The organism is Massilia timonae CCUG 45783 (genome assembly GCF_000315425.1).
Classification (GTDB): domain Bacteria; phylum Pseudomonadota; class Gammaproteobacteria; order Burkholderiales; family Burkholderiaceae_D; genus Telluria; species Telluria timonae.
The window spans coordinates 39,300-59,992 of record NZ_JH992928.1; the positions used below are offsets into that span (position 1 = coordinate 39,300).

General features: G+C 66.0%; 20 protein-coding genes. 9 read left to right on the forward strand and 11 right to left on the reverse strand.

The genetic code is table 11. The features are described 5' to 3' along the window. Positions 1 to 343 precede the first annotated feature (343 nt). The 3 genes from HMPREF9710_RS25970 to mltA all read right to left on the reverse strand — a co-directional run bounded on the left by HMPREF9710_RS25970 (position 344) and on the right by mltA (position 4,022). Positions 344 to 1,879 carry a phospholipase D family protein gene (locus tag HMPREF9710_RS25970; protein ID WP_005671461.1) on the reverse strand — a complete coding sequence of 512 codons (1,536 nt, stop codon included), beginning with the start codon at positions 1,877 to 1,879 and terminating at the stop codon, positions 344 to 346. A 3-nt stretch (positions 1,880 to 1,882) separates the two neighbouring features. Next, complete coding sequence (locus HMPREF9710_RS25975) at positions 1,883 to 2,659, reverse strand: enoyl-CoA hydratase (RefSeq protein ID WP_005671463.1); 777 nt, start codon at positions 2,657 to 2,659, stop codon at positions 1,883 to 1,885. Between the two features lie 118 nt (positions 2,660 to 2,777). Beyond that, positions 2,778 to 4,022 (reverse strand): murein transglycosylase A, encoded by a 1,245-nt coding sequence (gene mltA / locus HMPREF9710_RS25980; protein ID WP_005671465.1) that lies wholly within the window; start codon positions 4,020 to 4,022, stop codon positions 2,778 to 2,780. A gap of 19 nt (positions 4,023 to 4,041) precedes the next feature. Between mltA and HMPREF9710_RS28790 the strand changes: the two genes are divergently transcribed. Continuing rightward, positions 4,042 to 4,170 (forward strand): hypothetical protein, encoded by a 129-nt coding sequence (locus HMPREF9710_RS28790; protein WP_005671466.1) that lies wholly within the window; start codon positions 4,042 to 4,044, stop codon positions 4,168 to 4,170. On the opposite strand, the gene apaG is transcribed toward HMPREF9710_RS28790, so the two are convergent. Further along, positions 4,171 to 4,545, reverse strand: coding sequence for a Co2+/Mg2+ efflux facilitator ApaG/CorD (gene apaG / locus HMPREF9710_RS25985; RefSeq protein ID WP_005671467.1), 375 nt, complete (start codon positions 4,543 to 4,545; stop codon positions 4,171 to 4,173). A 201-nt stretch (positions 4,546 to 4,746) separates the two neighbouring features. On the opposite strand from apaG, the gene rpe reads away from it, so the two are divergent. The 7 genes from rpe (at position 4,747) to HMPREF9710_RS28155 (ending at position 10,958) form a co-directional block, all read left to right on the forward strand. Beyond that, the gene (gene rpe / locus HMPREF9710_RS25990) at positions 4,747 to 5,418 is read left to right on the forward strand and encodes a ribulose-phosphate 3-epimerase (RefSeq protein WP_005671468.1); all 672 of its coding nucleotides are present in this window, start codon (positions 4,747 to 4,749) and stop codon (positions 5,416 to 5,418) included. Beyond that, on the forward strand, positions 5,418 to 6,116 hold the full coding sequence (gene gph, locus HMPREF9710_RS25995) for a phosphoglycolate phosphatase (RefSeq protein WP_005671469.1): 699 nt from the start codon (positions 5,418 to 5,420) through the stop codon (positions 6,114 to 6,116). The genes rpe and gph overlap by 1 nt, the downstream gene beginning before the upstream one ends. A 210-nt stretch (positions 6,117 to 6,326) precedes the next feature. Then, positions 6,327 to 7,823: an anthranilate synthase component I gene (trpE, locus tag HMPREF9710_RS26000; protein WP_005671470.1), complete on the forward strand. Its 1,497-nt coding sequence runs from the start codon at positions 6,327 to 6,329 to the stop codon at positions 7,821 to 7,823. Between the two features lies 1 nt (position 7,824). Beyond that, positions 7,825 to 8,388, forward strand: coding sequence for an anthranilate synthase component II (locus HMPREF9710_RS26005; RefSeq protein WP_005671471.1), 564 nt, complete (start codon positions 7,825 to 7,827; stop codon positions 8,386 to 8,388). A gap of 116 nt (positions 8,389 to 8,504) precedes the next feature. Then, positions 8,505 to 9,542 (forward strand): anthranilate phosphoribosyltransferase, encoded by a 1,038-nt coding sequence (gene trpD, locus HMPREF9710_RS26010; RefSeq protein WP_005671472.1) that lies wholly within the window; start codon positions 8,505 to 8,507, stop codon positions 9,540 to 9,542. Between the two features lie 20 nt (positions 9,543 to 9,562). After that, entirely contained in the window at positions 9,563 to 10,363 is an 801-nt protein-coding gene (gene trpC / locus HMPREF9710_RS26015; protein ID WP_005671473.1) for an indole-3-glycerol phosphate synthase TrpC, read from the forward strand. An 88-nt stretch (positions 10,364 to 10,451) separates the two neighbouring features. Then, on the forward strand, positions 10,452 to 10,958 hold the full coding sequence (locus tag HMPREF9710_RS28155) for a TonB C-terminal domain-containing protein (protein ID WP_005671474.1): 507 nt from the start codon (positions 10,452 to 10,454) through the stop codon (positions 10,956 to 10,958). Between the two features lie 3 nt (positions 10,959 to 10,961). Here HMPREF9710_RS28155 and HMPREF9710_RS26025 read toward each other — a convergent pair whose 3' ends face one another. The 3 genes from HMPREF9710_RS26025 to HMPREF9710_RS26035 all read right to left on the reverse strand — a co-directional run bounded on the left by HMPREF9710_RS26025 (position 10,962) and on the right by HMPREF9710_RS26035 (position 15,728). Beyond that, positions 10,962 to 11,393, reverse strand: coding sequence for a MerC domain-containing protein (locus HMPREF9710_RS26025; RefSeq protein WP_005671475.1), 432 nt, complete (start codon positions 11,391 to 11,393; stop codon positions 10,962 to 10,964). A 69-nt stretch (positions 11,394 to 11,462) separates the two neighbouring features. Next, positions 11,463 to 13,448 (reverse strand): TonB-dependent receptor, encoded by a 1,986-nt coding sequence (locus tag HMPREF9710_RS26030; protein WP_005671477.1) that lies wholly within the window; start codon positions 13,446 to 13,448, stop codon positions 11,463 to 11,465. 174 nt (positions 13,449 to 13,622) lie between these two features. Further along, positions 13,623 to 15,728 (reverse strand): TonB-dependent receptor domain-containing protein, encoded by a 2,106-nt coding sequence (locus HMPREF9710_RS26035; protein WP_005671479.1) that lies wholly within the window; start codon positions 15,726 to 15,728, stop codon positions 13,623 to 13,625. 162 nt (positions 15,729 to 15,890) lie between these two features. Here HMPREF9710_RS26035 and HMPREF9710_RS26040 point away from each other — a divergent pair, with 162 nt between their 5' ends. Continuing rightward, the gene (locus tag HMPREF9710_RS26040; RefSeq protein WP_005671481.1) at positions 15,891 to 16,271 is read left to right on the forward strand and encodes a Fur family transcriptional regulator; all 381 of its coding nucleotides are present in this window, start codon (positions 15,891 to 15,893) and stop codon (positions 16,269 to 16,271) included. A gap of 59 nt (positions 16,272 to 16,330) precedes the next feature. Here HMPREF9710_RS26040 and HMPREF9710_RS26045 read toward each other — a convergent pair whose 3' ends face one another. The 4 genes from HMPREF9710_RS26045 to HMPREF9710_RS26060 all read right to left on the reverse strand — a co-directional run bounded on the left by HMPREF9710_RS26045 (position 16,331) and on the right by HMPREF9710_RS26060 (position 20,665). Beyond that, on the reverse strand, positions 16,331 to 17,698 hold the full coding sequence (locus tag HMPREF9710_RS26045) for an amidohydrolase (RefSeq protein ID WP_005671484.1): 1,368 nt from the start codon (positions 17,696 to 17,698) through the stop codon (positions 16,331 to 16,333). Continuing rightward, positions 17,698 to 19,518 (reverse strand): M61 family metallopeptidase, encoded by a 1,821-nt coding sequence (locus HMPREF9710_RS26050; protein ID WP_005671486.1) that lies wholly within the window; start codon positions 19,516 to 19,518, stop codon positions 17,698 to 17,700. Before HMPREF9710_RS26050 ends, HMPREF9710_RS26045 begins: the two co-directional genes overlap by 1 nt. Positions 19,519 to 19,620: 102 nt before the next feature. Then, positions 19,621 to 20,199 carry a nucleotidyltransferase family protein gene (locus HMPREF9710_RS26055; protein ID WP_005671487.1) on the reverse strand — a complete coding sequence of 193 codons (579 nt, stop codon included), beginning with the start codon at positions 20,197 to 20,199 and terminating at the stop codon, positions 19,621 to 19,623. A gap of 4 nt (positions 20,200 to 20,203) precedes the next feature. Further along, entirely contained in the window at positions 20,204 to 20,665 is a 462-nt protein-coding gene (locus HMPREF9710_RS26060; protein WP_005671489.1) for a (2Fe-2S)-binding protein, read from the reverse strand. Between the last annotated feature and the right edge of the window lie 28 nt (positions 20,666 to 20,693).

A 20,693-nucleotide genomic window follows, 5' to 3' on the forward strand; every position in this document is an offset into this window, starting at 1 on the left:
TTGTGCGAACATTTGATATTTTAAGTATGCAGCTGAACAAGTCAGCTGGCACCTTCATCAAACGCCCACACTTATCGACTGTTAATTTTTAAAGATCAGAATTCGGTACTGCCTTGCTGCGCTTGCGAATCGTTTTGTTCGTCAGCAGCAGAGGAGTGAGATTATGCTGTATTCCTAAAACCTCGTCAACCCCTTCGTTTCGCTTCGTCGCAGTTTTCACTGTTGACTTCATCGCGCTAACCGTTTGATTTGGCTTGCGTTTTTCGGTCAGTGCCGAAGCGGAGGCGAACTATAGCAAACCAACCGCCGGGTCCGCAAGAGGGCGGGAAAGAAAGTGTGGCGACTACAACAGCCAGTCGATCGGCAACCATGACAGCGCTCTTACCGCAGCCCGCTTGAACCAACTCGTGCCGGGCTCCTTCTCATGCCGGATCACCTGGTCGCCACGCCGTTCCAGCCAGATCACCGAACCACGATCGTCGAGCTTCACTTCATAGGCGCGCGTCGGCAGGGTCCGGTCCAGCGTTTCGGTCAGGCGCGCGACCAGGGCCGGGCTGTCGATCACCATCCCCATTTCGGTATTCAGGTGAATGGAACGCTGGTCGAAGTTGAACGAGCCGACGAAGACCCGCTTCCCGTCCACGCCAAAGGTCTTGGCATGCAGGCTGGCATCCGAACTGCCGATCCCACTGCCGCTGCCGCGCTTGTCCCGCGTGGGCTCGTCGGTCGCCTCCCTGCGCAATTCATACAGTGTCACCCCCGACTCCAGCAGCGGCTTGCGCCACTTGGCATAGCCCGCGTGCACCGCCGCGACGTCGGTCGCCTCCAGTGAATTGGTCAGTATTCTGGTACGGGTGCCTTTTTTGGCCAGATCGACGAAAGCCGCGGTTCCCTCCTTGCCGGGAACGAAATACGGCGAGACGAGATCCAGGCTGCGTTGCGGCTCTCCCAGGATGTCTCTCAGCTTGAAAGCGATATTCGCCTCCGGCGCCGCCGTTCCCATGACCTTGGCCGGATCGTCGCTGACGAACCTGGCGCGCGCCCATTCCAGCGGCAAGCTCCCCTCTACCAGCTGCTCGAGGAAGGCGGAGCGCTTGATGGCTTCGATATAGGCCTGCGCCTCGGCGTCCGGTTTCAAGGCCGGTGCGGCGGCGGCGTCCGGCGCCAGCAGCACCAACGGATAAGCCGAGGGGCTGTTCCAATACAGGTCGAAATCGTCCGACACGGCGCGCACGACCGGGCCGGCGGCAATGACGTCCAGATCGGCAAACGAGATCTCGCCCGCCGCGCCGAAATATTCGTCGCCCACATTGCGTCCGCCAATGATCGTGACCTGGTTATCGGCGGTGAACGATTTATTGTGCATGCGCCGGTTCAGGCGCATGAAATCGGCGGCCATGCCGACCGCCCGCACGGCGCGGATGCCGTTCGGGTTGAACAGCCGCACCTCGATCATCGGATGGGCGTCGAGCGCGGCCAGCGATGCATCCAGCCCGGCCGTATTGTTATCGTCGAGCAGGAGTCGCACACGCACCCCGCGCTCGGCCGCAGCCCTGAGCGCGTCGAACATGAGCCTGCCGGTAGTGTCATTACGCCAAATATAGTACTGGACATCCAGGCTGCGATCGGCAGCCTGCGCCAGCACGGCGCGCGCGGCGAAGGCGTCGCGCCCGTCCGCAAGGGCGTGGATGCCGGCCAGGCCGGGATGGGCCATCGTCAGGGGCATCAACGCCTTGCCGAGACGGGTGTCGTCGGTGTCGGCGATAGCCGTGCTCGCCACCCTGCCCTCCAGCGGCGGCAGCGAGGAACAGCTCGTCAGCGCCAGGGACAGCGCCAGCAGCGCCGCCGGTACCACCAGCCACACCCTGCGCGCGCCCATCGATTACAGTCCCTCGAAATCCGGCTTGCGTTTCTCGAGGAAGGCCGACATGCCTTCTTTCTGGGCAGGCGTGCCGAAACCGGCGTGGAAATAGCGGCGCTCGTAGGCCACGCCCTGGCGCAGGGTCGTCTCATACGCCTGGTTGACGCAATCCTTGATCTGCATCGCCACCGACACCGGCATCTCGGCGATGCCCTGGGCGATCTTGATCGCCTCACTCATCACCTCGGCCGCCGGATACACCCGCGACACCAGGCCGGTGCGCTCGGCCTCGACGGCGTCGATCATGCGCGTGGTGAGCAGCATGTCCATCGCCTTCGACTTGGAAATCGCGCGCGGCAGGCGCTGGGTGCCGCCCGCGCCCGGCGTGACGCCGACCTTGATCTCGGGCTGGCCGAATTTGGCGCTGTCGGCGGCAATCAGGAAATCGCACATCATCGCCAGCTCGCAGCCGCCACCCAGGCAATAGCCCGATACCACGCCGATCACCGGCTTGCGGATGTCGAGGATGTGCTCCCAGTTGCGGCCAATATAGTTATTGCCGTAGGTTTCCTGGTAATCGTAATTGGCCATGGCGGCGATATCGGCGCCTGCCGCGAACGCCTTCTCGCTGCCGGTCAGCACGATCACATTGATCGCCGGATCCTTGTCGAACTTGCGCAGGGCGTCGCCCAGCTCGTTCATCATATTGTCGTTCAGCGCATTCATCGCCTTGGGACGATTCAGGCGCACCACGGCAACCTTGCCGTGGTTTTCGATCAACAGGTCAGCATATTCCATATCACACCCTTTATTGGTTAATCACGACTCTGCGATTCTAGCGCTTTACGTACGCGTCAAGTCGAGCGGGTTGTCGAGTCGCGAAAGATACGCTGCGGATTGGCTGGCCGACGCGGCCTTAGCGGGCAGCGTCCGATGCCACGCCCTTGGGCAGCAGCACCCACAACGAACCCTGCTGCTTCATCAGCCCCGCATTCTCCGTCGCTTCAGGCCCGAAGCCAAAGAAGAAATCGGCCCGCACCGCGCCGCGGATGGCGCCGCCCACGTCCTGCCCCATCACCAGACGCTGCAGCGGCGCGCCATCCCTGGGCATGGTGGTCGACAGCCAGACCGGCGCGCCCAGCGGCAGGATGCTGCGGTCGATCGCGAGCGAGCGGCCCGGCGTGAGCGGCACGTTCAGCGCGCCGCGCGGGCCGGCGTTCGGATCGGTCACCTTCTGCTCGGTAAAGAAGATATAACTGGCGTTCACGTTCAGCACTTCCTGGCGGCGCGCCGGATTGGCCGCCAGCCAGGCGCGGATCGACTGCGCCGATACCTGATCCGGCGTCATGATGCCCTGCTCCACGAACCAGCGCCCGATCGCTTTATATGGATGGCCATTCTGGTCGGCATAGCCGACGCGCACCGTGTCGCCGCCATCGAGCTGCACGCGGCCCGAGCCCTGCACCTCGAGGAAGAAAGCCTCCACCGGATCGTTCACCCACAACAGTTCCCTGCCCTTCAGCGGCGCGCGGTCGATCTCGGCGCGACTGTAATAGGGCACCAGCGTCTTGCCGGACAGCCGCCCGCGCAGGCGCCGGTTCTGCAGGTCGGGATAAATGCCGCCCAGGTCGACCGTGACCAGGTCGTCCGGCACCCGGTACAGCGGAGTCTGGTAAGCGCCGCCGCGCTTGCGCGAGCCGTACAGCATCGCCTCATAGTAGCCGGTGATCATGCCGGTGTCGCTGCCGTCCGGATTGCGCACCCGGTTGGGCACGAAATACGTCTCGAAGAAGCGGCGCACCGCCGCCGCATCGCCGGCGTCGACCGAGCGCGCCGCGGCGCATGGCGTCTTCCACTCGGCCGCGCGCGTGGCCAGCACGCTGCACGACTGCTGGAAGGCCGGCCAGGCCTGGCGCACGTCGTCCTGCTGCCAGCCGGGCAGCGCCTCGAAACTCACCGGGGTGAGAGGCGGCGTCGGTGCCGGAGGCGGCTCGGGCGCGGGCGCCGGCTGTTCGGTGGGCGGCGTTGGCGGCACCACCACCGGTCCCACCGGCGGCGGCATCGTGATGGGCGGCTGCTCCGGCTGCGGCGTGGTCGAGCAGGCGCTCAGCAGGCAGACGAAGGCGATCAGGGAAGGTACACTGCGGCGTGTCGTATACATAACAGGCATGGAGACGAATATGTGGATCCTGATGGTGGAAGCCGGCGTGGCGCTGTTCCTGCTCGTATTTATCGTCTGGTGGACCATGTTCGCCGGCCGCAAGGACGTCGACCGCAAAGACGACGACAACAGCGACACCCGGCCCTGATCAGTGCAGCGAACGCGGCGGCGACAGCACGAATTCGGGGATCGGGGTCTCGAAGCGGTGGCCATCCTCGGCCACGCAGAAGTACTCGCCGCGCATCGAACCCTGGGCGGTGCCGAGCTGGGTGCCGCTGGTGTACTCGAACTGTTCGCCCGGCTGCAACAGCGGCTGGTGGCCGACCACGCCCAGCCCGCGTACTTCCTGCATCTGGTTGTTGGCGTCAAGGATCACCCAATGGCGTGAGATGAGCTGGGCCGCGATGCTGCCGGTGTTCTTGATCGTGATGGCGTAGCTGAACACGAACTGGTTCCGGTCAGGGTCGGACTGCTCCGGCAGGTATTGCGTTCTGACGGTGACAGTGAAATCGTAGGCGGGCATCGGGTTTCCTTGGATGATCATTAACAAGGCCGCTGCGCGTCGCGCGGCGGCCGGTGCGCCGTGTGGCGCAAACAGCAACAATGATACCGCCTGCGGCCCGATCCCGGCGCTGCGGGAGGGAAGAACGGGCCGCAAGCCGCCACCCCGGCGCTTGAGCGGCGTAGAATAGCGGCTTCTTGTTCAAACCCGCCCCATCGTCCCATGACCACCTACCGCATCGCTCCCAGCATCCTGTCCGCCGATTTCGCCCGCCTGGGCGAGGAAGTGCGCAATGTCGTCGCCGCCGGCGCCGACATCATCCACTTCGACGTGATGGACAACCACTACGTCCCGAACCTGACCATCGGCCCGCTGGTGTGCCAGGCGATCCGCCCCCACGTGGATGTGCCGATCGACGTGCACCTGATGGTCAAGCCGGTGGACCGCATCATCCCCGATTTCGCCAAGGCCGGCGCCAACATCATCACCTTCCACCCCGAGGCGTCGGAGCACATCGACCGCACCCTTCAGCTGATCCGCGACCACGGCTGCAAGGCCGGCCTGGTGTTCAACCCGGCCACGCCGATGCACTACCTTGAACACGTGATGGACAAGATCGACATGATCCTGATCATGTCGGTCAACCCGGGCTTCGGCGGCCAGTCCTTCATTCCCGAAGCGCTGAAGAAGATCGCGATCGCGCGCCGCATGATCGATGAATCGGGCCGCGACATCATGCTGGAAGTCGATGGCGGCATCAAGGCCGAGAACATCGCCGCCGCCGCCGCCGCCGGCGCCGACACCTTCGTCGCCGGCTCGGCCATCTTCGGCAAGCCGGACTACAAGGCAGTGATCGACGCCATGCGCGCCGAACTTGCCACGGTAGGTAAATAATGCGGGCCGGCGCAGCAGCCATCCGGGCCGCCATCGTCGACCTCGACGGCACCATGCTCGACACGGTGCCCGACTTCGAGGCGGCCCTGAACGGCATGCGCCTAGACCTGGGCCTGGGCCCCATCACCCAGGCCGTCATCAAGCCGCTGGTCGGCAAGGGTTCCGAAAAGCTGGTGCGCGATGCGCTCCTGCTCGACTGGGACGCGGCGCGCGTGGAAGCGGTGTACGAAGAAGCGATCGCCGGCTACCAGCGTCACTACCTCGCCATCAATGGCGACCGCAGCACGCTGTTCGACGGCGTGCTCGAGGGCCTGCAGGCCATGCGCGACCTCGGCCTGCGCCTGGTGTGCGTGACCAACAAGCCCGTCGCTTTTACCCTGCCCCTGCTCGAGCAGAAAGGCCTGGCGCCCTACTTCGAGCAGGTGTTCGGCGGCGATTCGTTCGCGAAGAAGAAACCCGACCCGATGCCGATGCTTGGCGCCTGCGCCGCGCTCGACCTGCCGCCGGGCCAGGTGGTGGCGATCGGCGACTCGTCCAACGATGCCGAAAGCGCCCGTGGCGCGGGGTGCTTCGTGCTGACCGTCCCATATGGTTATAACCACGGACGCCCTGTACAAGAAATTCAATCCGATGGTATAGTTGATTCGCTTCTCGAAGCAGCGGCCCTGATCGCCGCACACAACCGCACTGCAAACTAAGTCATCTATACATGTTTTTCACCAAAAAACACACTGTCAACCAGACCGGCGCCCTCGAGGCCTGGCTGTGGCGACGCTGGCAATCCTGGGCTAACTAAGCCGTACCGATTGCTGCCGGTGCTTGTATCCGCGATAGTGTCCGCGATACCAACCCGGCAGGTTTTTTGAAGCACACCACCGCCCCACCTTGCCGGGCGGTCCGGAGAAAACATGACCGAACTCGAATTCAAATCGCTGGCCAACCAGGGCTATAACCGCATTCCATTGATCGCGGAAGCCTTCGCCGACCTCGAAACCCCGCTCACGCTCTACCTCAAGCTGGCCCAGTCGCAGCACACCGGCAAGAACACCTTCCTGCTGGAGTCGGTGGTGGGCGGCGAGCGCTTCGGCCGCTATTCCTTCATCGGCCTGCCGGCCCACACGCTGCTGCGCACCACCGGCAATCTCACCGAGATCGTCAAGAACGGCGAAGTAATCGAAACGCACGAGGGCAATCCGCTCGACTTCATCGAGCAGTATCAGGCGCGCTTCAAGGTGGCGCTGCGTCCCGGCCTGCCGCGCTTCTGCGGCGGCCTGGCCGGCTACTTCGGCTACGACACCGTGCGCCACATCGAGCGCAAGCTGGCCGATACCTGCCCGCGCGACGAACTGGGCCTGCCGGACATCCAGCTGATGGTCACCGAAGAGCTGGCCGTGATCGACAACCTGTCGGGCAAGCTGTACCTGATCGTGTACGCCGACCCGAGCCAGCCAGAGAGTTACTCGCGCGGCCGCCAGCGCCTGAAAGACCTGCGCATGATGCTGCGCCGGAGCGTCGACGCGCCGGTCACCTCGAGCTCGGTGCGGACCACCGAAGTGCGCGACTTCAGCAAAGAGGATTACCTCAAGGCCGTCGCGAAAGCCCACGAATACGTGATGGCCGGCGACCTGATGCAGGTGCAGATCGGCCAGCGCATCCGCAAGCCGTATGTCGATTCGCCGCTGTCGCTGTACCGCTCGCTGCGCTCGCTGAATCCGTCGCCGTACATGTACTACTACAACTTCGGCGACATGCAGATCGTCGGCGCCTCGCCCGAGATCCTGGTGCGCAACGAGCTGTCGCCGGAAGGCGGCCGCAAGGTCACCCTGCGCCCGATCGCCGGCACCCGGGGCCGCGGCGCGACGCCCGAGCAGGATGCGGCGCTGGCCGAAGAGCTGCTCAACGATCCGAAGGAAGTCGCCGAGCACGTGATGCTGATCGACCTGGCGCGCAACGACATCGGCCGCATCGCCGACACCGGCAGCGTCAAGGTCACCGACCGCATGGTCATCGAAAAATACTCGCACGTGCAGCACATCGTTTCCAACGTCGAAGGCAAGCTGAAAGACGGCATGTCGAACCTCGACGTGCTGCGCGCCACCTTCCCGGCCGGCACGCTCACCGGCGCGCCGAAGGTGCGGGCGATGGAAGTGATCGATGAGCTCGAGCCGGTCAAGCGCGGCATCTACGGCGGCGCCTGCGGTTACCTGAGCTTCGGCGGCGAGATGGACGTGGCCATCGCGATCCGCACCGGCGTGATCAAGGACGGCAACCTGTACGTGCAGGCCGCGGCCGGCATCGTGGCCGATTCGATCCCCGAGATGGAATGGCAAGAGACCGAAAAGAAGGCGCGCGCCGTGCTGCGCGCCGCCGAGCAAGTGCAAGATGGCCTGGATGGGGAGTTCTGACATGCTGCTAATGATCGACAACTACGACTCGTTCACCTTCAACATCGTGCAGTACTTCGGCGAGCTGGGCGAGACTGTCCGCACCGTGCGCAACGACGAGATCACGCTCGAGCAGATCGCGGCAATGAAGCCGGACCGCATCTGCATCTCGCCGGGCCCGAAGGCGCCGAAGGATGCCGGCATCTCGCTCGACATCCTGCGCGAATTCAAGGGCAAGCTGCCGATCCTGGGCGTGTGCCTGGGCCACCAGGCGATCGGCGAAGCCTTCGGCGGCAAGGTGATCCGCGCCAAGCAGGTCATGCACGGCAAGACCTCGAGCATCGCCCACATCGGCGAAGGCGTGTTCACCGACCTGCCCAGCCCCTTCACCGTCATCCGCTATCACTCGCTGGCGATCGAACGTTCCTCGCTGCCGTCCTGCCTCGAGGTGACGGCATGGACCGACGACGGTGAGATCATGGGCGTGCGCCACAAGGACTACGACATCGAGGGCGTGCAGTTCCACCCCGAATCGATCCTGTCCGAGCACGGTCACGCCCTGTTCAAGAACTTCCTGACGCGCTGATGCACGTCATTCCCGCGAAGGCGGGAACCCAAGTTCGCTCTGCAGCCCTCTCCTTAGGTTCCCGCCTGCGCGGGAACGACGGCTCATCTGCTGGCTAACACCAAACTGGAACCATCATGCCGATCACCCCACAAGAAGCGCTGCTGCGCTGTATCGAACACCGCGAGATCTTCCACGACGAGATGCTGCATCTGTTCCGCCAGATCATGGCCGGCGAGATGTCGCCGACCATGGTCGCGGCCCTGACCATGGGCCTGCGGGTCAAGAAGGAAACCATCGGCGAGATCACCGCCGCCGCCCAGGTGATGCGCGAATTCTCGACCAAGGTGCCGATGGCCGACACCACCCACCTGCTCGACATCGTCGGCACCGGCGGCGACGGCGCCAACACCTTCAATATCTCGAGCGCCTCGATGTTCGTGGCCGCCGCCGCCGGCGCGCGCGTGGCCAAGCATGGCGGGCGCAGCGTCTCGTCCTCGTCCGGCAGCGCCGACGTGATCGAGGCCTTCGGCGCCCACATCGACCTGAAGCCCGAGCAGATCGCGCAGTCGATCGCCCAGACCGGCATCGGCTTCATGTTCGCGCCCAACCACCACGCGGCCATGAAGCACGTGGCGCCGGTGCGGCGCGAGCTGGGCGTGCGCAGCATCTTCAACATCCTCGGGCCGCTGACCAATCCGGCCGGCGCGCCGAACATCCTGATGGGTGTGTTCCACCCCGACCTGGTCGGCATCCAGGTGCGCGTGCTGCAGCGCCTCGGCGCCGAGCATGCGGTGGTGGTCTGGGGCCGCGACAATATGGACGAAGTCTCGCTCGGCGCCGGCACCCTGGTCGGTGAGCTGGTGAATGGCGAGATCCGCGAATACGAGATCCACCCGGAAGACTTCGGCCTCTCGATGATCTCGAGCCGCAACCTCAAGGTGAGCAATGCCGAAGAATCGAAGGCGCGCGTGCTGGAAGCGCTGCGCGGCGAGCCGGGTCCGGCGCACGACATCGTGGCCCTGAATGCCGGCACCGCGCTGTACGCGGCCGGCGTGACCGGCTCGATCGAAGCCGGCCTGCAGAAGGCGCGCGAAGCGATCGCTTCCGGCGCGGCCATCGCCAAGCTGGAGCAGTTCGTCCAGGTCACGCGCCAGCTCGGCGCGGTCAATTAAATCCACCTGCGAGTACATCGATGTCCGACATCCTCAACAAGATCCTGGCCGTGAAGGCTGACGAAGTGGCCGCCGCGCGCAAGGTGCGCGACCTGGCCAGCCTGCGCAGCGAGGCCGAAGGCGATCGCGAAGCGCGCGCCGCCATCCGCGGTTTCGAAGCCAGCCTGCGCGCGAAGATCGCGGCGGGCCAGGCCGGCGTGATCGCCGAAGTCAAGAAAGCCTCGCCGTCGAAAGGCGTGCTGCGTCCCGACTTCCAGCCGGCCGCGATCGCGCAAAGCTATGCCGAACATGGCGCGGCCTGCCTGTCGGTGCTGACCGACGTCCAGTTCTTCCAGGGCTCGCCCGACTACCTGAAACAGGCGCGCGCCGCCTGCGCGCTGCCGGTGCTGCGCAAGGACTTCATGGTCGACCACTACCAGGTCTATGAAGCGCGCGCGATGGGCGCCGATGCGATCCTGTTGATCGTGGCGGCGCTCGATCACGGCCTGATGGCCGAACTCGAAGCCTGCGCCATGGACCTCGGCATGGACGTGCTGGTCGAAGTGCACGACGGCGAGGAGCTCGATGCCGCGCTCAAGCTCAAGACGCCGCTGCTGGGCATCAACAACCGCAACCTGCGCACCTTCGACGTCACCCTCGACACCACGCTCGGCCTGCTGCCGCGCATCCCGAAGGACCGCCTGGTGGTGACCGAATCGGGCATCCTGGGCGCCGGCGATGTGCAGCGCATGCGCGCGGCCGACGTCCACGCCTTCCTGGTCGGCGAAGCCTTCATGCGCGCCGAAAACCCTGGCCAGGAACTCCAGCGCCTGTTCGCCTAGCCGTTAATGGCAGAGGAACTCCGGATGCACGGATGGGTCGAATGGTTACGCCAATACCGGCGCAACCTGCGACTGTCCTGCATCCGCCATGAAGACTCCTCATCGCAGCACGCTGTTCCTCGTTCTTGCATCGATCGTGCTCGCGGCCCTGGCGGCCTGCAGCACCTCGACACAGGCGCCAGCCCCACCGCCCCAGGCTGAAGCGGTCACGATTGCGCTGACACCCATCCCCGCCCCACCCCCAACGCGCACGCTCGACGCCTATAAAGCCGACGTCGCGCGCCACGTCATGCAGCGCAATCCAGAAAGAGTGTTCGAGGGAGAATTGCCGCCCATGCTGCCGGCGGTGGTGGTGCTGAACATCACGGTCGACCGCGCCGGCCAGCTCCTTGAGGTCCAGGTGCAGCGCTCGCGCGACCAGGGCGCCTCCGAGGTCGCGCTGGCCTCGCTGCGGCGCAGCGGTCCGCTGCCGCCACCCGATGGCCTCGGGCCGGCGCATGCCGACCTGATGACGTTTTCCGAGACCTTCCTGTTTGGCGAGCGTTATCGCTTCCAGCTGCGCACGCTGGCGGGGCCGCAGCGCGCAGGTTTATAAAAGTTAGTGAGGATGGCAGGATGCCGGCGCTGGATGGGCGGCGTCCTGTGCGCGGGCGCCGCAACGCTTGCAATGACGGCGGTTGCGCAGGTGCGCATACAGCAGCATGAAGCCGCTGATGACGGCGAACACCGCTTCGGCGGTTTCGCCGAACAGCGGGCTGGCGACGAACACGGCGCCCAGAAAGATCGCCAGGCCGGCGCAGCCGACCAGCAAGGTGGTCTTGTCGCGGTGCTTCAGGTAGCCGGGCACCAGCGCCAGCAAGACCGGCAAGGTGATCGCCGCGATCAGCGTGTCGTGGAAGGTGTCATGCACGTGGGCCAGCCCGAGCATCGGAAACGCCAGGATCACGAGCGGCATCGCCATGCAGTGCAGCAGGCACAGGATCGATGCCGCCATGCCGGCGACATCGCCGTATTTGATCAGGGATTTCATGAACCCTTGTTCCTTTCTTCAAAACCGGCGCCGCCAGAAGCGTCCGCGGCGCCGGTGGATTGGGTCCGGTCAGAACAGCACGCGCAGGCCGGCCGTCAGGTTACGACCGGTCAGCGGTGCATAGTCCTTGATGAACGAGGTGTGGCTATAGGCCAGGCGATCGGTCACATTGTTCAGGCGCAGGTACAGCTGCGCCGGCAGGTTGCCGATGCGGGTCGAGTAGTGCGTGCTGAGATTCAGCGTGGTGTAGCCGGGCGTCTCGGTCTCGAAATCGGCGATCCTGTCCTGCTTGCCCACGCGGACCAGCTCGGCCAGGCCGTTCCAGGCGCCCCAGTCGCCTTCGAGCTTGACGCCGATGCGGTGCGCCGGGGTGCGCGGGATGTCGCGGCTGCCCGGGCCTTCGTCGAAGCGGGCGCGCACATAGTCGCCGAACAGGGTGGTCTTCCACACCGACGACAGGTTGTGCGCGACTTCGCCTTCCAGGCCGGTGAAGGTGGCGTCACGCTGGGCGTAGTTGATCAGTTGCAGGCCTTCGAACTCGCCGCGCGTCTGCGAATAGATGTAGTCGCCGATGCGGTTGTGGAAAGCACTGAGCGAAAAGGTCGTGCGGCCGGCGAACTTGCGCAGGGTGAGGTCGAGGTTGTTCGACGTTTCCTTGACCAGGTTCGGGTTGCCGATCTCGTAGGTGTTGGTCGCCAGGTGCGGCCCGTCCGCGAACAATTCCTCGGCGGTCGGCAGGCGGTGCGTGTGCGACAGCGAGGTGCCCAGCGAGTATTCCGGCGCGAATTTCCAGACCGCGCCGACCGACAGCGAGGTGCCGCGCGTGTGGCTGTCGGGCTTGTCCACCTCGGCTTCGACGTCCTGCCATTCGTGGCGCACGGCGGCCTCGAAACGCACATTGCCCAGCTTGTATTCCTCGGTCAGGAAGGCCGCATGCTTCTTCGTCAGGGTCGGCGGCACATAGGCCTCGGCGCCGATGGCCGAGAAATCGCGGCGCGTGGTCTGCAGGCCGAACACGCCGTGCCAGCCCTTGACCGGCGCATGCACGAATTCCAGGCGGCCGTCGTGGCCCTTGTTCTTGAAGGTGGTGGCGACCGCGCTGCCCTCGACCTCGTCGTGGATGTAGTCGGTGAACGAGGCGCGCAGCCGCACGCGCTCGACGCCTGCGACCGGATTGCGGTATTCGCCGCGCACGTCCCAGCGTTCGCTATCGAGGTCCACCACCGGCGCCTCGATCTCGCCCGCCTCGTTCTCGAAGCCGTGGCCCGGCAGGCCATACTTGCCGCGCTCCTTGGTGAAGGCGGCGCCCAGGTAGCCGTCCTTGCCGACCCAGGACAGGCCGACGGTGCCGGTCTCGGTTTCCTTGTAGCTGCCCGGGACGCGGCGTCCGCCTTCCCAGTCCTTGCCGACGCGGTAGTCGTCGGCATCGCGCTTGACGCCTTCCACGTGCAGGGCGACGTTGCTGCCCGCGGCGGTGGTCAATTCGACCGCGCCGGTCTTTTCGCGCGCCGCCGAATTGGCGCGCACCTCAAGGCTGCCTTCCAGGCCGTTCGCCGGCATCGCGGTCGGCACCTTGCGGTCGATGATGTTCACCACGCCGCCGACGGCGCCGCCGCCATAGGCCAGGGCCGACGGGCCGCGCAGCACTTCGATGCGCTCGGCCAGGACAGGTTCAAAAGCGACGGCGTGGTCGGGGCTGATGGTGGACGCATCCTGGATCTCGGAACCGTCGGACAGGATCTTCACGCGCGGGCCGTCCATGCCGCGGATGATCGGACGGCTGGCGCCGGCGCCGAAGTGGCTCGAGGTAATGCCCGGCATGGCGGACAAGGTTTCGCCCAGGGTCGGCTGGCGGGTGCGCACCAGCTCATTGCCGCCGATCGACGTCACCGGCGTGACCATGTCGTCGCTGGCCACGCCCAGCCCGCTGGCGGACACGACGACGGTCGCCGGGGCGGCGGTCGATTGCGCGTGGGCGGTGGCGGCCAGCGGGCCGCCAAGGGCCAGTACGCAAGCCAGTGCGAGCGGCGTGCGCTTGCCGGTGAAGTCAGTCATGGGAATCCTTGGTCGTCGAAATGCGCCGTGGTGGCAGTGATGCACCATAAGCGAAATCTAATGATAACTCATTATCGTTAAGGATTCAACGCAGCGCAGCAATTGCGCGCGGCAAAAAAACCGGCGCAGGGCGAACCTCGCCCTGCGCCGGCCGGTATGTCTTGACGCGATGCGTCAGAAGATGACGCGAATGCCCGCAGTCAGGTTACGCCCGGTGAGCGGCGCCGCGTTCTTGATGAACGAGGTGTGGCTGTAGGCCAGTTCGTCGGTCAGGTTGTTCAGGCGCGCATAGAACTGGGTCGGCACGCCGCCAATGCGGGTCGCGTAGTGGGCGCCGACGTTGAGCATATTGTAGCCGGCGGTCTCGGTCTCGTACTCGGCCAGCTTGTCCTGCTTGCCGACGCGGTAGAACTCGACCATGCCATGCCACTGATTCCAGTCGCCGTCGAACTTGACGCCCAGGCGCGAGGCCGGGATGCGCGGCAGGTTGCGGCTGCCCTCGCCCTCGTCGAAACGGGCGCGCACGTAGTCGCCGAACACGGTCGCGCTGATAGATGGAGTCAGCTTCTGGCGGATCTCGCCTTCCAGGCCGGTGAAGGTGGCGTCGCGCTGGGCGTATTCCACCAGCTGGAAGCCTTCGTGGTTGTCCAGCGTGTGCGCGTAGATGTAGTTGTCGACGCGGTTATGGAAGGCGCTCACCGAGAAGGTGGTGTCGCCTTCGAACTTGCGCAGGGTGAGGTCGACGTTGTTCGAGGTTTCCTTTTCCAGGTCCTGGTTGCCGATTTCATAGGTGGCGGTGGCCAGGTGCACGCCGTCGGCATACAGTTCTTCGGCGGTCGGCAGGCGGTGGCTGCGCGACAGCGAGGCGCGCAGCGAGTATTGCGGCGCCAGCTTCCACACGGCGCCGACCGAGGCCGAGGTGCCGCGCGCGTCGGTGTCGCGCAGATCGGGCGCATCGACCTCGATGTCCTGCCATTCGTGGCGCAGGCCGGCCTCGAAGCGCCAGTTATCGAGCTTGTATTCCTCGGTCAGGAAGGCGGCGTGCTTCTTGGTGAGGGTCGGCGGCACATAGGCTTCCTCGCCGACGGCCGAGAAGTCGCGGCGCGTGGTCTGCAGGCCGAACACGCCGCGCCAGCCGGCCAGCGGCGCGTGCACCGCCTCCAGGCGGACGTCGTGGCCCTTGTTGCGGAACGAGGTCGAGACGACGTTCTCTTCCAGCTCGTCGTGGACGTAGTCGGTCAACGAGGCGCGCATGCGCACGCGCTCGATGCCGGCCACCGGGTTGCGGTACTCGCCGCGGACGTCCCAGCGCTCGCTGTCGAGTTTCACGACCGGCACGCCGTGCTCGTGCTCATGCTCGTGGTCGTGGCCTTCCTCGCCGTGTTCGTCATGGTCGTGGCCCTCTTCTTCTTCGTGGCCGCCGCAGTGAAGGTGCGAGCCATGCGGGTGGCAGCCCTCGAACTCATGGTTGTGGCCCGGGATGCCGTATTCGGTGCGTTCCTTGGTGAAGGCGGCGCCGAGATAGCCGTTCTTGCCGATCCACGACAGGCCGACGGTGCCGGTCTCGGTCTCCTTGTAGCTGCCCAGGACGTGGCGGCCTTCGCTCCAGTCCTTGCCGACGCGGTAATCGTCGGCGTCGCGCTTGACGCCTTCCAGGTGCAGGGCCAGGTTGCTGCCGGCGGCGGTCGTGAATTCGAAGGCGCCGGTCTTTTCGCGCGCCGCCGAATTGGCGCGCACTTCGGCACTGCCTTCCAGGCCCTTCTCGGGCATCGCGGTCGGAATCTTGCGGTCGAGGATGTTCACCACGCCGCCCACCGCGCCGCCGCCGTAGGCCAGGGCCGACGGGCCGCGCAGCACTTCGATGCGCTCGGCCAGGACAGGCTCAAAAGCGACGGCGTGGTCGGGGCTGATGGTCGAGGCGTCCTGGATCTCGGCGCCGTCGGACAGGATCTTCACGCGCGGACCGTCCATGCCGCGGATCACCGGACGGCTGGCGCCGGCGCCGAAGTGGCTCGAGGTGATGCCGGGCTGGTGGGCCAGGGTCTCGCCCAGGGTCGACTCGCGGGCGCGCACCAGTTCACCGCCGCCGAGCGAGGTCACCGGGGTGATCATGTCGTCGTCCACCACGCCGAGGGCGCTGGCGGACACGACCACGGTCGGCACGCTGTCCGGATCCGACGCCGTGCGGCTGGTCGTCTGGGCATGGACGGCCAGGGGCGCGCCGAAGGCCAGCATCAGCGCCAGGGTCAGCGGTGTGCGCTTGCAAGTGAAATGGGACATGGTGTTTCCTCGAAAGAAATGGAGCGGCAGATAAAGATGAGGCCGATAACGATAATTCGTTATCATTAACAATGAAATGATAAGGCATTATCATTAAGCATTCAACCGCTTTTTGGTCCCGCCTTTTGATCAAGGTATGCGCTTTGAGGTATCCTTCGCCCCATGCAACGTAATACACGTCAAAAAACCGCCATCCTGCATGCGATCGAGCATGCGCAGCGCCCGCTGTCGCCGCAAGAGATCCTGGATGAAGCCAGCCGCCAGGTCAGCCAGCTGGGCATGGCGACCGTGTACCGCAACCTGAAGTCGCTGGTGGACGACGGCGCGCTCAAGGTCGTCACCCTGCCGGGCGAAGGCGCGCGCTACGAATCGACCAGCGCCGCCGAACACCACCACCACCATTTCCAGTGCACCGTCTGCCAGCGTGTGTTCGACGTGCACGCCTGCCCCGGCGACATCGAGCACATGGCGCCGAAGGGCTTCAGCGTCGAAAGCCACGAGCTGACGCTATACGGGCGCTGCGCCGACTGCCTCAAGTCCTGATCCAGAAATAAAAACGGCCGGCGCGCAAGCGACCGGCCGTTTTCACATGGCTTGGCTGTTTATTTTCCGAGCACGTTCAGCACGGCCAGGGTCATCGCCTGGGCGCCGGTCTTGATCGACGGTTCCGGCACCGGCGCGTAGAACGGCGAGTGGTTGAAGGCGATCGGCTTGCCGCCCTCGCGCTCCGCCTCGGCCACCACCTTCGGGTCGTAGACGCCGGTGAAGAAGAACATCGACGGCACGCCTTCGTTGGCGTACAGCGAAAAGTCTTCGCTGGCGGTCATGGCCGGCATGCGCTTGGCCTTGTCCGCGCCGAAGGCTTCCTTGAACACCACCTCGGTCTTGTTCACCAGCTCGGTGCTGTTGACGATGGCCTGGCCGCCGCCGCCGATCAGCATGTCGGGCTTCGGCGCGCCGGCCATCGCGGCCGAACCCTCGGCCACGCGGCGCACGCCTTCGAGCAGCTTGGCGCGCACAGCCGGACTGTACGAGCGGATGGTGCCGCGCACCTGCACGCTGTCCGGGATGATGTTGCCGACCGTGCCGCCCTGGATCGAACCGACCGTCACCACGCCGAATTCCTTCGGATCCTTCTCGCGGCTGACCACGGTCTGGACGTCGACCACGAAACGCGCCGCAATCGCCACCGGGTCGATGGTCTTGTCGGGCGCCGAGCCGTGGCCGCCGCGGCCCTTGAAGGTGATCTCGAGCCAGTCCGAGTTGGACGACACCGGGCCGTCGTTGAAGCCCACGGTGCCATGGGCCAGCGGCCACGAATGCAGGGCGAAGGCGTAGTCCGGCTTCGGGAAGCGCTTGAACAGGCCGTCGTCCAGCATGGCCTTGGCGCCGGCGACGATTTCCTCGGCCGGCTGGCCGATGAAGACCAGGGTGCCCTTCCACTGCGATTTCAGTTCGACCAGGGTGCGCGCCGTGCCCAGCCAGCTGGCCATGTGGACGTCGTGGCCGCAGCTGTGCATCACGAAGGTGTCGCGGCCTTCGCTGGTGGCGCGGGCGCGGCTCGCGTACGGCAGGCCGGTGCGCTCTTCCATCGGCAGGCCGTCCATGTCGGTGCGCACCAGGACCGTCGGGCCGGCGCCATTCTTGAGCACCGCGACGATGCCGGTCTTGCCGACCTTCTCGGTGACGGTGAAGCCGAGCTTGCGCATCTCGGCCGCCAGCTTGCCGGCGGTGCGCACTTCCTGGAAGGCGATCTCGGGATGCGCGTGCAGGTCTTTGTAAATTCCGTCGAGCCACGGATACATGGCGTCGACCTTGGCGACGACGTCGTTCTTGAGTGGCGCGGCCTGCTGGGCCTGGGCGAGGTTCGCGGACAGTGCCAAGGACGTGAAAACGGCTGCTGCCGCAGCTGACATGGCAAATCGAGTAAAGGTCATGGGATGCTTATCGTTGTGGGGATTCTTGTCCATTACACTGCGCTCGGCCGCTTGACCGCCGCCGACTTGCGCCCGGCCACGGCCTGGGCCAGGCTGACGCCCGGCACGCGGTCGCCCTGCAGGGTGACGTCGAAGGCCATCAGCTCGTCGCGGCGGAAGGCGTGCACGGTGACGCGGTCGCCGACGCGGTAGCGCGCCAGCAGCGCGTCGACGTTGGGGGCGGCGCCGTTCACGCGCAGGCCGTCGATCGCGATCACGACGTCCAGCGCCGACAGGCCGGCCTGGTGCGCGGCGCCGCCCTCGTGCACCTGGGTGAGCTTGGCGCCGAGCGGATCGCGGCCGATGCCGGCGTCCAGCGAGGCCTTGCCGCCCTTGCGCTCGTCGACCAGCTTCACGCCCAGCGGCGCGTACAGCTTGGCCAGCGGCAGGTCTTCGGTCCCGCGCACGTAGCGCTCGAACATGTTCTTGAGTTTGAGGCCGCTTATCTCGTCGAACAGCGCTTCGACTTCCTGTTCCGTCACCCCGCGGCCGGCGCCGTTGTAGAAGTCGCGCCCATAGCGCTCCCACAGCGCCAGCATGATGTCGTCCAGCGATTTCGCGCCGCCGGTCTTGGCGCGGATGGTCAGGTCGAAGGCCAGCGCGATCAGCGAACCCTTGGTGTAGTAGCTGATGATCGCGTTCGGCGAATTCTCGTCCTGGCGGTAGTACTTGCTCCAGGCGTCGAAGCTCGAATCGGCCACGCTCTGCTTGAGGCGCCCGCTGCCGCGCAGCACGCCGCCGATGGTCTTGGCCTGCAGCTTGAAATACGTGGCTTCGCCGATGATCCCGGCGCGCACCAGCATCAGGTCGTCGTAGTAGCTGGTGAAGCCTTCGAACAGCCACAGGAGCGGCGTGTAGTTCTCGGCCTGCAGGTCGTAAGGGGCGAAGGCGGCCGGCTTGATGCGCTTGACATTCCAGGTGTGGAAATACTCGTGACTGCACAGGCCCAGGAAGCGCAGATAGCCTTCGCCCGGCTCGGCCGCCTTCGGCGTGGCCAGGCTCGGCAAGTCGGCGCGCGCGCAGATCAGGGCGGTCGAGGCGCGGTGTTCGAGGCCGCCGTAGCCATCGCCCACGGCCATGGTCATGAACACGTAGCGCTCGAGCGGCGCGCGCTTCGTCTTCGGCTCGAAGAACGCGATCTGGGTCTCGCAGATCGCCTTCAGGTCGGCCTGCAGGCGCGCCATGTCGAGGTTGGGCACGCGGCCGGTGATCACGATGTCGTGCGGGATGCCATGGGCCTTGAAGGTGGCCAGCTCGAAGTCGCCCATCTCGACCGGATGGTCGATCAGTTCGTCGTAGTTGGCGCAGGCGTAAACGCCGAAGCCGTAGCGCTTGGCGCCTGCTTCGGGCATCGCGGTGGCCACGCGCCAGGCCTTGGCGGCCGGATCGGCGGGGCGCTGGATGTCGACCTGGTGGACCAGCGACTCCTGTCCGAGCACGCGCAGGAACACGCTGGTGCCGTTGAAGAAGCCGTGGGTCTGGTCGAGATGGGCGGCGCGCACCGACAGGTCCCAGGCATACACCTCGTAGTGCAGGGTCAGGGGGCCGGTGGTGGGCGCGGCGCGCCAGGAGTGTTTATCGAGCTTGGTGAGCGCGAGCGGCTGGCCGCCGCTGTCGGCGCGGATGCGCACGATATTGCGCGCGAATTCGCGGATCATGTAGCTGCCCGGGATCCAGGCCGGCAGCGCGAACGTCTGGCCGTCGGGATCGGGATTGGCGACCGTGACGGTGACGTTGAACAGGTGACCGGCCAGGTCCTTGGGAACGATGGTGTAGTGAATGGCGTTCTGCTTTTTCTGCGATGGCTTTTTCATGATCTTCTTGAATGGTCTCTCGGGACGCGCCGAATGGACATAGTGTAATCCATCGGGCGCAGCCAAACGCGCGCCATGCGAGGCGGATGGGCGGCGCGCGGGCTAGGCCGGCAGGTCGGAGGGGGAGTCGATGTCGCGCAGGATGCCGGAATCAAGCACGTCGATCGCGGCGACCGGGCTGCCGGCAAGCAGGCGCCGCGCGCCCTGGTCGCCGTCCAGCGCCAGCAGGTCGTCGCGGTGCCGGGCGCCGAAGGCGACCGGATTGCCGCGCCGCCCCCCGAACAGGGGCGCGGCGATGGCGGCGCCCTCCTCGATCGCGGCGGCCAGCGCCTGCAGGGTGGATGGGGCGACAAAGGGCATGTCGCCCAGCGCCACCAGCCAGCCCTGGCCGGGAGCATCGAGGGAATGACGGATCGCATGCGCCAGCGACAGGCCCATGCCGCCGTCGGCATCCGGGCACACCGTCACCTCGCAGCCGAGCTGGCGCAACACGTCCCCCACGCCGCCGTCATCCGGCGGCACCACCGCCACCACGCGCGGGAACACGGCCAGCAGCGTGCGCGCGCTGGCGGCGACCACCAGTTCGCCGCCGGGCAGGCGCTGCAGCAGCTTGTTGCGCTGGCCGGCCGGGTCGAAGCGGCGGCCCCGTCCCGCGGCCAGCAGGATGCCGGTCAGCGCCATGGCTTCACGCCTCCAATGCCGCGGCGGCATCCTTGATCGCCGCGCGGATCCGCTGATAGGTGCCGCAGCGGCACAGATTGCCGCTCATGGCGTTGTCGATGTCGGCGTCCAGCGGACGCCGGTTGGCGCGCAGCAGCGCGACGGCGCTCATCACCTGGCCGCTCTGGCAGTAGCCGCATTGCGGCACGTCGTGGCGCACCCAGGCGTCCTGGACCGCCTTGCCGACCGGATCGTCCTGCATCGCTTCGATGGTGGTGATCGCCTGGCCCGCGACCGCCGCGATCGGGGTGATGCAGGCGCGGATCGGGGCGCCGTCCAGGTGCACGGTGCAGGCGCCGCACAGGGCCGCGCCGCAGCCGAACTTGGTGCCGGTCAGGTTCAGGTTGTCGCGCAGCGCCCACAGCACGGGCGTGGCGGGGTCGGCGTCGACTTGCAGGTCTCTGCCGTTGATGTTCAAGGTCAGCATGAACGCTCCTGGACGACAACCATGGCCG